Source organism: Flavobacterium collinsii, from assembly GCF_946903285.1.
GTDB classification, from domain to species: Bacteria; Bacteroidota; Bacteroidia; order Flavobacteriales; family Flavobacteriaceae; genus Flavobacterium; species Flavobacterium collinsii.
This window is the reverse complement of sequence record NZ_OX336425.1, coordinates 4,236,989-4,249,058: the sequence shown is the minus strand read 5'-3', so window position 1 is coordinate 4,249,058 and position 12,070 is coordinate 4,236,989. Positions and strand designations below refer to the sequence as shown.

Annotated in this window: 16 protein-coding genes; 8 read left to right on the top strand and 8 right to left on the bottom strand. The window is 34.5% G+C overall.

The window, feature by feature from the left end; genetic code table 11:
• Window positions 1-63 precede the first annotated feature (63 nt).
• Window positions 64-435, top strand: coding sequence for a SpoIIAA family protein (locus tag OGZ34_RS17325; RefSeq protein WP_263361070.1), 372 nt, complete (start codon window positions 64-66; stop codon window positions 433-435).
• 158 nt (window positions 436-593) lie between these two features.
• Here OGZ34_RS17325 and OGZ34_RS17320 read toward each other — a convergent pair whose 3' ends face one another.
• Together OGZ34_RS17320 and OGZ34_RS17315 are read right to left on the bottom strand one after the other, a co-directional pair.
• Window positions 594-863, bottom strand: coding sequence for a PrgI family protein (locus OGZ34_RS17320; protein ID WP_173965165.1), 270 nt, complete (start codon window positions 861-863; stop codon window positions 594-596).
• A 454-nt stretch (window positions 864-1,317) separates the two neighbouring features.
• A complete protein-coding gene (locus tag OGZ34_RS17315) occupies window positions 1,318-2,253 on the bottom strand; it encodes a DsbA family protein (RefSeq protein ID WP_263361069.1) in 936 nt (311 codons plus the stop codon).
• A gap of 166 nt (window positions 2,254-2,419) precedes the next feature.
• Here OGZ34_RS17315 and OGZ34_RS17310 point away from each other — a divergent pair, with 166 nt between their 5' ends.
• Together OGZ34_RS17310 and OGZ34_RS17305 are read left to right on the top strand one after the other, a co-directional pair.
• Complete coding sequence (locus OGZ34_RS17310) at window positions 2,420-2,737, top strand: winged helix-turn-helix transcriptional regulator (protein ID WP_173965167.1); 318 nt, start codon at window positions 2,420-2,422, stop codon at window positions 2,735-2,737.
• Between the two features lie 52 nt (window positions 2,738-2,789).
• Window positions 2,790-3,188 carry a hypothetical protein gene (locus OGZ34_RS17305; protein ID WP_246253175.1) on the top strand — a complete coding sequence of 133 codons (399 nt, stop codon included), beginning with the start codon at window positions 2,790-2,792 and terminating at the stop codon, window positions 3,186-3,188.
• A 52-nt stretch (window positions 3,189-3,240) separates the two neighbouring features.
• Here the strand turns inward: OGZ34_RS17305 and OGZ34_RS17300 are convergent, their stop codons facing one another.
• Complete coding sequence (locus OGZ34_RS17300; RefSeq protein ID WP_263361068.1) at window positions 3,241-3,669, bottom strand: DUF6326 family protein; 429 nt, start codon at window positions 3,667-3,669, stop codon at window positions 3,241-3,243.
• Between the two features lie 170 nt (window positions 3,670-3,839).
• On the opposite strand from OGZ34_RS17300, the gene OGZ34_RS17295 reads away from it, so the two are divergent.
• Window positions 3,840-4,313 (top strand): TlpA family protein disulfide reductase, encoded by a 474-nt coding sequence (locus OGZ34_RS17295; protein ID WP_173965169.1) that lies wholly within the window; start codon window positions 3,840-3,842, stop codon window positions 4,311-4,313.
• 3 nt (window positions 4,314-4,316) lie between these two features.
• Window positions 4,317-4,931, top strand: coding sequence for a thioredoxin family protein (locus tag OGZ34_RS17290; protein ID WP_263361067.1), 615 nt, complete (start codon window positions 4,317-4,319; stop codon window positions 4,929-4,931).
• Window positions 4,932-6,207: 1,276 nt separating this feature from the next.
• Here the strand turns inward: OGZ34_RS17290 and OGZ34_RS17285 are convergent.
• Window positions 6,208-6,954 carry an AAA family ATPase gene (locus OGZ34_RS17285; RefSeq protein WP_263361066.1) on the bottom strand — a complete coding sequence of 249 codons (747 nt, stop codon included), beginning with the start codon at window positions 6,952-6,954 and terminating at the stop codon, window positions 6,208-6,210.
• A 30-nt stretch (window positions 6,955-6,984) separates the two neighbouring features.
• Window positions 6,985-7,716, bottom strand: coding sequence for a YggS family pyridoxal phosphate-dependent enzyme (locus tag OGZ34_RS17280; protein WP_263361065.1), 732 nt, complete (start codon window positions 7,714-7,716; stop codon window positions 6,985-6,987).
• 183 nt (window positions 7,717-7,899) lie between these two features.
• Between OGZ34_RS17280 and OGZ34_RS17275 the strand changes: the two genes are divergently transcribed.
• Window positions 7,900-8,133 (top strand): thioredoxin domain-containing protein, encoded by a 234-nt coding sequence (locus OGZ34_RS17275; RefSeq protein ID WP_173965173.1) that lies wholly within the window; start codon window positions 7,900-7,902, stop codon window positions 8,131-8,133.
• 38 nt (window positions 8,134-8,171) lie between these two features.
• Window positions 8,172-8,435 (top strand): DUF2024 family protein, encoded by a 264-nt coding sequence (locus OGZ34_RS17270; RefSeq protein ID WP_263361064.1) that lies wholly within the window; start codon window positions 8,172-8,174, stop codon window positions 8,433-8,435.
• A 113-nt stretch (window positions 8,436-8,548) separates the two neighbouring features.
• On the opposite strand, the gene OGZ34_RS17265 is transcribed toward OGZ34_RS17270, so the two are convergent.
• Genes OGZ34_RS17265 through OGZ34_RS17255 form a run of 3 tightly spaced genes read right to left on the bottom strand, consistent with a single transcriptional unit; the run spans window position 8,549 to window position 10,638 of the window.
• On the bottom strand, window positions 8,549-8,842 hold the full coding sequence (locus OGZ34_RS17265) for a DUF3861 domain-containing protein (RefSeq protein ID WP_173965175.1): 294 nt from the start codon (window positions 8,840-8,842) through the stop codon (window positions 8,549-8,551).
• Window positions 8,843-8,860: 18 nt separating this feature from the next.
• A complete protein-coding gene (locus OGZ34_RS17260; protein WP_173965176.1) occupies window positions 8,861-9,592 on the bottom strand; it encodes a LytR/AlgR family response regulator transcription factor in 732 nt (243 codons plus the stop codon).
• The gene (locus OGZ34_RS17255; protein WP_263361063.1) at window positions 9,589-10,638 is read right to left on the bottom strand and encodes a sensor histidine kinase; all 1,050 of its coding nucleotides are present in this window, start codon (window positions 10,636-10,638) and stop codon (window positions 9,589-9,591) included. The genes OGZ34_RS17260 and OGZ34_RS17255 overlap by 4 nt, the downstream gene beginning before the upstream one ends.
• 267 nt (window positions 10,639-10,905) lie before the next feature.
• On the opposite strand from OGZ34_RS17255, the gene OGZ34_RS17250 reads away from it, so the two are divergent.
• Entirely contained in the window at window positions 10,906-12,069 is a 1,164-nt protein-coding gene (locus tag OGZ34_RS17250; RefSeq protein WP_263361062.1) for an efflux RND transporter periplasmic adaptor subunit, read from the top strand.
• Window position 12,070 lies beyond the last annotated feature (1 nt).

Sequence of the window (12,070 nt, the reverse complement as noted above, 5' to 3'; positions counted from 1 at the left end):
CTCTTATTCAGATGTGAGAAAGATAACAAGTCAGGATTAATAAACATTCAAAATAAAATAGCTATGATACATCAAATTGATACAACAGACAATATTGTCGCTTTTCGGGCATTGGCAGCGCTAACAACAGGAGATTTTCTAAATGTAGTGATTCCCGCAGTAGAGCATTTAGTAAAGCAAACCAACGAAATCAACTTTTTACTGGTATTGGATACTGATATCGAAAATTTTACATCAGGCGAATGGCTGCAAGAAGCTTTACTGGGATTAAAACATCTTGGAAAGTGGAATAGAGCCGCTATTATTTCAGATTCTGAAGAGATTATTTCTTTTACTAATGGATTTAATCATATCGTTCCCGGTGAATTTCATGGTTTTAAAAGAGAATCCTTTAATAAAGCACTAAATTGGGTGGAAGGGAATATTAATATATAGTAGAATTTTGTTCCGGTTTTAAGCTAAAAAAAATAGCCTGGAATTCATGAAGATTGTTTGATGAAACAAAGCAATATTCATGAATTCGTGGCTAAACTTTTATATATATTGAAATAAGTTCGATAGTTATCAGGATCAAAACCTGAAACAAACGAAACCTAATGATTGTATTCGATACCACTACTTACGTTACGATCTCTTTTGGCTTTAGTAGTTTTCGAAATTTGTTTGTAACAAGCTGTTGCCAATAAGGGTACAGCAAGGCTTCCAACTACTGCTGCGGTTTTATTTTGTCCCGCTTTTTTTAAAAGAGCACCTGCTAAAAGTGTTCCTACACCTGCGAAAATCAAATTTTTTACAGAAAGCTTAGAGGCTGGTTTTGGGGTAATTCCGTGTAATAGAGGATCTATAAAATTTAATTTTTCCATGATTATACTAATTTATTTAATTAAACTTGTTTGTTATTTATACAGATAACTTTTACTATCCGTTTCGTTTTTTATTTTAATTGCAATCAAAAAAGATTCCCGCAAATACTTGTTCAAGAAACAAGCGAAAATCCTGCCAGATTATAACCGTGCCCATCATTTAGCAAAATTTTATAATTATAGAAGGACTATAAGGAAATTGCGACATAATGACTAAAATAGAACCCGCAAGTCTATTGTATATGACAATAACTAATGTTCTAAAATTACTGCAATTCTGTTTACTACAATTATATAGTTTTGTTTTTTTATTATACAATTTCATTCCAGTTGTTAATTTACAAAAATAACCGTTAAGTTTAATTTCTTAACGGTTAAGGGGTATATTTAGCAAAATTTTTAGAGTTTTCTGCGATTTATGTCGAAAAAAAACTTTGAGAGTTGTTTTAAGTGTTTATTCCGATGATTGGTTTTTATCGGGACTGTAAAGCACCCCATTTTTTATAGACTTTTTATTCAATTCTCCATTTTTAAATAAATTTTCTAAAATGTCTTTCGCTTCGTCATAAGAAATATCCAATAGGACTGCATATTCTTTTGGAGCAAGAGTCGGATAAATTTCAAAAAGGGATAATGGATTTTCATTGGCAATTTTTTTCTTTTTGGCTTCAGGATACAAAGCTAATAGCGCATTTTCATAAGAAGCATAAGGTTTAGAACCATAAACCGTTAGCTGATTGTTAGTTCCGTCAGAGAAACACAGGGTAGGAAAGCCTCTTACGCCAAGGGTTCTTGCATAATTCAGGTCTTCCTGAAAAAGAAGTTTGGCATCACCTTCATAGTCTGATTTTAGCTTTTTCGTATCGAGTCCCGCAAGACTGGCAGCTTCAGAAATGTTTTCCCATTTAGCGATGTTTTTCTTTTCCAGATATAATTTTTCCCTAAGAATTCGCATGAATTTTACAGCTTTATCTTTGCTCTGAATTTGTGCTGCTTTCATAGCGATACAAGACGGGTAAGAAGAATCGAGCGGATTTTCGATCCATACATTTCCGTCGATCGGCATTTCGTAATGTAAACTTGCGGCATCCCAATGATGTGCTACATCTGACGGTTTACTTATGCCCCCGCTATTGTAGGACCAATCCGGGAGTAAACCACCCATTCGGTAATCAATATCAATATAAGTACCGTATTCGAGTTTTAATTTTCTCAATTGAGGCTCAATTCCCCAGCAGGAAGAACAGATCGGATCTGTGTAATAAATAATTTTTACAGGTTTATTTTCTGTCGGAATGGTGTTGTTTTTATTTGTTTTTTCGTTAGCTGGCATTTCGCATGTTCCGGTTTCGGGATCACATAATAATGGATTTGTTTTGCTTGTACTCATTTTTGAATTTATTTGCGACTGACAGTTTATACTGCAAATCAGAATTAGTAATAGCGACAGTCTTTTCATAAATAACTGTTTTAAATTTACGCTTCAGTTTTAATTTTTTTTAATTTTACTGTAAAGTTCGCTCATCTATAATCACAAGTCAATTAGTCTAAAAAATATGACTACACAAAATAAATCAGAAATAGAGAAGGAATGTCCTGCAGAAGGGCTTCTAAAATTGCTTTCCGGCAAATGGAAACCACAGATTTTTTTGTTGGCTGTTAATGGTCCTTTACGTTTCAATGCACTTTTAAGAGAAATAAAAGGAGCTAATAAACAATCTATTGCGACAGCACTTCGTGAACTGGAAGATTTTGGAATTTTAGATAAAAAGGTAATCCAGTTAAAACCATTGCATATAGAATATAATTTATCTGAGAAAGGAGCATCTTTAATTCCGGTTTTTAAGCAATTGGAGGTTTTTTCTCAAGGATAGTTCAGGGTATTTTGAAAGTCTACTCAAAGCAAACTACTAAAACATATAAATTATGAAAAAGCTATTACTAATTTTTTTGTTGTTATTGCAAATCCCTACAATCTCCGGGAACAATCAAAGTCAGGATTCTTCGGCTAAACGAATTGTAGGAACCTGGTTTGCCGACGCAAATAGAAATACAAGATGGGTATTTACCGCAGACGGAAAAGTTTTTAACTACGATAAAAATACCTTCAAAGTAATGTACCGATACACTATTTCAAACAGCTGTCAGAATAATTCTGATGATAGTGTTGAATTTTTGACCTTGATGGATAAGGACGGAGATGAGTATTGTTTTAGAATTAATGGGGTAAACGAGAATAAAAACGGTGTTTTATCAATGACGAATATGAGTAATATGGAAGCACTTCTGTTTGTTAACGATGTAAATTTAACAATAAGAAAGTAGTAGACTTCTATAGTTCCCAATTTATTATAAGACTTCTAATATTTTTTTTTGATTAATTTGCCTTTGGCCATTTCCACGCCAGAATTACAATTATGGTCGTAATGATACTTTCAAAAAGGGCCAGAAAAACATAAAAACTTTTCCACGTTGTTAGTGAGCTAGTCGCAATAAGCAGCATGATCAAGGTAAAGAATATTCCAAATAAAATATTGAGAAATCTATTTATTTTTGGTTTTAAAAAGATAGATAATAATATCATTAGAGGAGGCAGAGCGAGTAAAACAGCTGCAGAAAGTAATTTCATTGGACTGTTTAGCAAATTGTCACCACTTGCAAGTCCGGCTGTTTTTCCGGGGATGTACAATTCAAAATAATCTCCATATAAATAACACAAAGTTACTGCTGTCCAGAGAAAGGCAAGTTTTATTCTGATATTGACTTCGAAATCTTTTAAGTTTCTGGTATTCTGATTGGTATCCATAGGTTTTGGTTTTGTGGTATGACGAATTTTTTACTGTTTTGTTACAATTTACAGCTTTGTGAATTTGACCAAAAGAAAATTTTGCCGGAATCATTAAACTTTTATTAACAAAAAGTAAATTGGCATTCGTTTATATTTGTAAGACAAAAATAAAAATAGTACTAACGGATATGAAAATCAACGTCTTAAGAATTCTTGTTTTATTTGTTTTGTCAGTGAGTGGTTATAGTCAAAATGTAAAACTGTTGAATATAGATCAGTTAAACGAAAGAATTAAGAACGGAAAAGACAGTACTTATGTCGTTAATTTCTGGGCTACTTGGTGCGCTCCCTGCATTAAAGAACTGCCTCATTTTGAAAAGCTGAAAGCTGATTATAAATCAGATAAATTAGCTGTTTTATTGGTAAGTGTCGATTTTAAATCAAAATTAAATTCGAACGTAATTCCGTTTGTCAAAAGGAAAAACCTGAAAAATGAAGTTTTTCTGTTAAACGAAAGCAGTCCACAAGAATATATTGATCGTATTGATCCTGGTTGGTCGGGAAGTATTCCGGCAACACTATTTATTAAAGAAGATAAAAGAAAATTTATAGAATCTGAATTTACCTATGACCAATTATTAACTGAATATAAAAAACTGTAAATTATGAATAAGTTTATTATCACTGTCACTTTGTTTTTGTTTAGTCTTATGCTTTCTCAGGCTCAGACCACAACACTTAAAGCCGGGGAGACCGCTCCGGATTTCAAATTGAAAAACGTAGACGGAAAAGAAGTTTCTTTTGCAAGTTTTCCAAAAGCAAAAGGATATATCGTTGTTTTTACCTGCAATACCTGTCCGTATGCAGTGGCTTATGAACAAAGAATAATTGAACTGGATAAAAAGTTCAAAGCACAAGGTTATCCTGTAATTGCGATTAATCCAAATGATCCGGAAGCTTCAAAAGCGGATTCTTATGAGAAAATGCAACACTTAGCGAAAGATAAAAAGTATCCATTTCCTTATTTATTTGATGACGGACAAAAAATTACCGATCAATACGGAGCAAAGCGCACGCCGCATCTTTTTATTGTTTCTAAAACCGCTAAAGGAAATGTTGTAGAGTATGTGGGAGCAATCGATAACGATCCCGAAGGAACTAAAACCGAAAAAGTAAAATATGCCGAAGATGTGATTACTGCATTAAAAAGTAATCAAAAACCGGCAATTACCCAAACAAAAGAAATTGGCTGTACCGTAAAAAGAAAAGTGAAAGCTTAATTTTTAAGGATTCCACACTCATAAAAAAATACCTCATTTTTACTGAGGTATTTTTTTATGGTATTTCTAAAGTGGTAGGTTTTTATTAAAAACGCGATATTATTTTCTGTTTGCTTCCGCCCTTTCAGGGCTATAGATAGCATTAGTTTAGGTCATAGTGCGTTGCACTATGTTGATGCTTTTGGGCTTTCAGACCATTTTTAGTCGTTTCAAGTGTTTATATTAGAATGAAATAATTTTATAAATAAGAAGTAATAAAATGATGCTTCTATTTTCAATAAAACGCTAGAATTCTAGGGAGTTACGAACTTCGATAACCAGAATAATTTTTAGTAGCCTACGAAATATAGTACGATCTTTAAGATATAAGTATTCGAAACCGTTCGCTCTGAAAGAGGCTTAGCAAAAGCATGTTGCGTAGCATCATGACTAATGATGATGATTGTCTAAGCCCCGAAAGAATGAAAGCCTGGTTGCTCTAAAAAAATAACCAATCCTAAGTATTCGAAACCTATTGCTCTGAAAGAGGCTTAGCAAAAGCATGTTGCGTAGCATCATGACTAATGATGATGATTGTCTAAGCCCTGAAAGAATGAAAGCCAGGTTGCTCTAAAAAAAATAACCAATCCTAAGTATTCGAAACCTATTGCTCTGAAAGAGGTTTAGCAAAAGCATGTTGCGTAGCATCATGACTAATGATGATGATTGTCTAAGCCCTGAAAGAATAAAAGCCTGGTTGCTCTAAAAAAATAACCAATCCTAAGTATTCGAAACCTATTGCTCTGAAAGAGGCTTAGCAAAAGCATGTTGCGTAGCATCATGACTAATGATGATGATTGTCTAAGCCCTGAAAGAATGAAAGCCAGGTTGCTCTAAAAAAATAACCAATCCTAAGTATTCGAAACCTATTGCTCTGAAAGAGCCTTAGCAAAAGCATGTTGCGAAGCATCATGACTAATGGAGATGAATGCCCAAGCCCTGAAAGGGCGTAAGCCAAGACCCCCAAAAGAAAAAAAAACACTTGTCTTAATTTTGTAAAGAATTTTCTAAAGTAGAAGTTCTTTATTAAAAACTCAATATTATTCCTGTCTGCTCTCGCTCTTCCAGGGCTATAGATAGCATTAGTTTAGGTCATAGTGCGTTGCACTATGTTGATGCTTTTGGGCTTTCAGCCCATTTTTAGTCGTTGCGAACACCTATAATAAAATGATGCTTCTATTTGCAATACAATGTTTGAAAACTGAGGAGTTGCTATCGTTAATAAACAAAATGTTTTTTAACAGTCCACAATATTCTCTACTGATTCTGTTTTTTGCTGCTCCTGTAGTTCCAGTTCGGCAATGATTTGTTTTTTCATTGTGGTATGAACATAGTCTTTGGCTTCGGCATAGGATATGTTGTATTTAAGTGGAATTTCCTGAAGATGAACTGGAAAATCGGTCAGTAATTTATCATAATAGCGATTCAGTTCTTCTTCATTTGGCATTTCAAATTTTAGTTTGATTTGAAACCTTCTAAGCAAAGCTGTATCGATACTACTGTAATAGTTGGTTGCACAAATAAGTAAACTGTCTGTCGGAAGATAATCAATCAGTTGAATTATAGTATTAACAAGGCGTTTCATTTCCGCAACATCTTTGTCCTGACTGTCGCGGCTTTTACCAATCTGATCAAATTCATCCAAAAATAAAACGGCTCTTTCACGAATTGCTTTATCAAATATGGCTTTTACATTTTTGGAGGTTTCACCAATTTTCGAATCGATGATAGTACTTAGGTTAACGATTACGATATTCTTATTTAAAGCATTGGCAATGGCTTTTGCAGTAGTGGTTTTGCCACAGCCAGAATGCCCATGCAATAGTATTTTATGATCTACCTTTAGATTGTACTTTTTTAATTCCTCGATATATTTATGTTCTTTTATGGTCTGAAGGAGTGTAGCTTTATTCTCCGGGCTGAAAAGTAAATCATCCAGTGCTATTTTTTCAGTATCGTTTACAACAAGTTCGTACAGATTCATTTGAGATTTTATTTGATGCAAAATTAGACTTTATTCTGCAATATTTTCGTTCCAGATTTCTTTTCCTAAAAAGCGATTCCCGAAAATTGCAGTTCCAACCCTTATTATATTTGACCCTTCAGCAATAGCCAGTTCCAAATCCTGCGACATTCCCATTGAAAGTTGTAAATTAGGGATCCCTTCAAGTTCAACGGCATAAATTTCATCCCTGATTTTTCGCAGTAAACGCAAAGACGGACGCATTTTTTCTTTTTCTACATCTAATAATCCAATGGTCATTAGACCTTTTATTTTTAAGGTTTCGTAACGTTTTATTTTTTGAATGAATGAAATCACTTCTGTTGGAGGTAAACCAAATTTACTTTCTTCAAAAGAAGTGTTTACCTGAATAAAAACATCGAGCGTTCGCCCTTCCTTCTGTAATTGTTTGTCTAGTTCATTGGCTAAACTTAATCGGTCAAGAGACTGAATGCAAGTTACGTACTTAAGAACATCTTTTACTTTATTGGTTTGAAGATGACCAATAAAATGACGCTCTATTTTAAAATTCCTTAATACCGGATTCTTATCGCGTAATTCCTGCATTTTATTTTCGCCAATAAGTGTTTCTCCCGCTTCGATCGCAATTTGAATATTATTTGCTGTAACAGTTTTAGTAGCTAGTAATAGTCTGACATCTGACACATTTCTGCCAGAATTTTTACAGGCATTTTCAATACGCTGATGTACCTGTTTCAAATTAAATATCACATCTTCTTTCATGAGGACAAAAGTAGAGGTACGGAAATCTATTTAAAAGATCCAGTTTTTAGTATAAGTAATAGTCCAGATTGGATGTAAACTGGACCAGATTAGGACTATAAATGAAAAAACTGGATTATTTAGCTGATCCTGAAGCGCAGTAATTTTGTACGGACAATAAAGTCAAATTTAAAACAAATTAAAATGAGTAAATCAATTTTTTATCATGCCGGCTGTCCGGTTTGTATTAGTGCAGAACAAGATATTTTAAGTTTAATTAACCCTACTGAGGTTGAAGTTGTTAATCTGGGTATCGATAAATCCAGAATTGCAGAAGCTCAAAAAGCAGGATTGCAATCGGTTCCGGCTTTGGTCACACCAAACGGGAATGTGCTTCATATTAATTTTGGTGCTTCTATTGCGGATGTGATTGGATAGATCCACTGTGAGATGTGATTTGTAAAACGTAAATAAGTATGAAGATAGCAGTGTGGGATACCTATGTAACCCGAAAAGACGGAGGAGTAATGCATTTTGATATTCTGGTTGACGAACGTACCGTTGATGAAAGTCAGATTTTTGAATATGGTAAAATGTATCTTAAAACAGTAGCACAGGAAGGTCAGCCGTTGACCTCAAAAGAATGTAAATTTTGTCATATTGACAAAGCTCCTGAGGCTGTGGAAAGTCAGATTCTTAAACAGGGATTTTCGATTATCGAAATGGAGAACTGTAATTAATTGATTCTTTAGTTTTGTATAAAAAAGGCTGAAATAATAACGTTTCAGCCTTTTTTGTAAACATACAATCTATGTTTCTATGTGTTAAAATAAATTACGCGTGATACTTTAAGCTACAAACTTTTTAGCTTTTTCATAAAAACAGGAAATACTTCATTGAGTTCATCAAAAAGAGGGTTGTTACGATGCTTCAGTTTGATTTCGCTAAATAGTTTTAGACCAAGCGCAAATTGTGTGGCTTCGTATGGATTTTCAAACAAGTTTTTTTCTTTTATTTTTTCGATGATACCAAATATTTCATCGTGGTTATCAAATTCTATCCCCAGTTCTCTTGCAGGTTCAGTTTCACCGTTTGCATATTCCTTTAAGCTTAGAGTCAGATAATATTTGTTGGATCTTTTTTGCATGATATTATTTTTTTTAATTTATTTCAACCATTTGTCTACTATGGTTTTAAAGGCTTCTTTGTATTGCTCACCAACTGTTATTTCGGTTTTATTGATAAATATTGAATTCTTGCTTATGGCATTTATTTTATCGAGTGCAACAATAAAAGACCGATTGATTCGCATAAATTTTAAGGAAGGTAATTTTTCTTCCAACGCTTTTAAGGAGATCAAAGACATTAATCCTTTTTGAGAATCTTCAAGATGTACTTTTACGTAATCTTTCAGACTTTCGATATACAATATGTCTTTTAATGAAATTCGAACCCACTGGTACTCAACTTTCAGAAAAATAAATTCATCATCGGCTGTAATCGTTTGAAATTGACCGGATGCTTCTTCTGACAGTTGTAAAACTTTGTTGGCAGCCCTTAAAAATTCTTCATAACTAAAGGGTTTCAAAAGATAATCAACAGCATTTACACGATAACCTTCAATAGCATAATGGTTGTAAGCTGTCGTGAAAATAATTTTGGGTAAAGAGCCAGGTTGTTCCTGTAAAAGGCGGGCGAGTTCCATACCGGTTAAATTCGGCATATTGATATCCAGAAAAACAATGTCCGGCTGTTGTTCCCGTATCAAACTCATGGCTTCTACGGCATTATCACAGCTACAAGCCAGTTGTAAAAAAGGAGTCTGTTCTATAAAGGTTTCCACCAGTTTTAAAGCTAGCGGTTCGTCATCTACTGCGATACATTTTAATACAATCATTGTTCTAAAGTTATTTGCAGGTTTACTTTATACTTTCCGTTTTGGTCAATACCGGCGGTCAAAGTATGTTTGTTGGGATAGATCAGGTGCAATCTACGTTTGGTATTGGTTAACCCGATTCCTCCTTGTTCTGTAGAAGCTGTTTTTTCAAAAAAGGTATTTACGACTTCAAATTCAAGATGGGTTTTATTTTGCTTCAGTATAAAATGAATTTCACTTTTGTCTGTTGCATGTACACCGTGTTTAAAGGCATTTTCAACCAAAGGTAATAACAGCATCGGAACAATCGGATAGTCATGAATTTTTTCCGGAATATCTCCTGTGATAGTCAGTTTACTATTGGCACGGAGTTTCATCAAAGCAATAAAATCCTTCATAAAATCAACTTCTTTTAATAAGGTCGTTCGTTCGCCTTCGGTGCTGTAAAGAAGGTATCTCATCATTCGGCTTAAAGTATGGAGAGCACTACGAGAATCCTCGATATTGGTATAGGTAAGCGAGTAAATACTGTTAAGCGAATTGAAGAAAAAGTGCGGATTAATTTGCGCTTTCAACATTGCCAATTCGGCCATTGTTTTATCCTGTTCCAATTTTTGCTTGTGCTGTGCAGCTCTTTGCCAATGTAGCAGCATAGCGTAACTGGTGCTGATTGCTAAAACTAATAAGGTGAGACTAAAAATATAGTTATCGAAATAAGTGTTTCTGTATCTTTTAAATCGTATAAGCGCTGCGAGTTTATTATGTAAATCGGTATTCAGGTTATAAAAATACGACAGTAGCTGCATAGCAAAAATGATGCAGAGTACCCACAATAAGAATGGGCCTATTTTGTCCTTAATGATTGTTTTAGGAACAATTACCTTGGCATTGTAGTAGAAAATCGCAAGAATAAAGACCAGGACAATAGATTGCCAAAACCAGAATATTTGAGGAAGTGCAATATTCCAGGTAAGTGGTATATAAAACAGTTGCATATATCCTAATAATACCCAGGCCAGGATGTGTAATCCGGTAGACATAAAGGGTTTAAAAAAGTGGGTTGCCATTGTAAGTTGTGATTTTAAGGGCAATATTACATTTTATTTGAACAGTTGATAAAACCAATCGCCCAAAACAGATTCACAATCCGTAAAAACCATTTTAGAGCCGACGAGACTATTACAAAAATACTTATTTATAAGGGAACATCTTCCATCGGTTCTCATCTAATCTTTATCGATTGCAGCAGGCTTTTCGTCTATTGTAAAATTTTCGCATGTACTATTTCAGTTCTTTTGTTCCTTAATAAATAGATAATCATACATTCCATAAAAATGAACAAGCAATCTTTTTTAAGTATTCTAGCAGCATCTATTATCATCACTTCGTGTGGAAACAAAAATGATAAAGCGGCTCAGGCCGGAGGTGCACCACAAGTTAAAGAGTATAAAACGCTGACTTTAGAACCTAAATCGGCGACTTTATATACAGATTATCCTGCCAGTATTCAGGGACAGCAAAATATAGAAATTCGCCCTCGGGTTGAAGGGTACATTGATAAGATTTTTGTTGATGAAGGTGCAGTGGTTCGAGCCGGACAAGCTTTGTTTAAAATAAGTGCTCCGGAATATGAGCAGGAAGTTCGTACAGCAGCCGCAAGTATAAAAAGCGCTCAGGCAAACTTAAGTGCAGCAAAACTGGCTGTAAATAAAGTAAAACCATTGGTTGAAAAAGGAATCATTAGTAAGTACGATTTGGAATCGGCACAATATACTTATGAATCGGCTCTGGCAACACTGGCACAGGCCAATGCCAGTCTGGTAAATGCGAAAACGAATTTGGGATATACTACTGTAACCAGTCCTGTTGACGGAGTTGTGGGATCTATTCCGTTTCGTATGGGAAGTTTAGTAAGCTCAAACACGACTGACCCTATGACAACAGTTTCAAGTATCGGAAACGTGTATGCTTATTTTGCGGTTAATGAAAAAAAACTTTTAAATTTTACTCAAAACACAGATCCGGGAATTTCACTGGCAGCCAAAATTAAAAAAATGCCTCCGGTTTCATTGCTTCTTTCCGATGGTACGGCTTACAGCGAAAAAGGACGTATCGAAACGGTAAACGGATTAATCAATACAGAAACAGGTTCGGTTACGTTCAGAGCACGTTTCTCCAATCCGAAAAGCATCATAAGAAGCGGGAACAGTACTACAGTCAGAATTCCGAATGAAGTTAACGAAGCGATAATCATTCCTCAAAGCGCCACTTTTGAACTTCAGGATAAATTGTTTGCTGTGGTAGTTGGAAAAGATGGTAAAACGAAAAATGCAAATATTACAGTTTTAGAAAATACGGCAGGAAATTATTATGTCGTAAAAAGTGGTTTGCAGACCGGAGATCAGATTGTTCTGGAAGGAGTGGCAGCACTTAAAGACGGAACGGAGATTAAAGCTCAGAACCAAAATGCAGAAACTGTTTACGCGGACTTAAAATAAC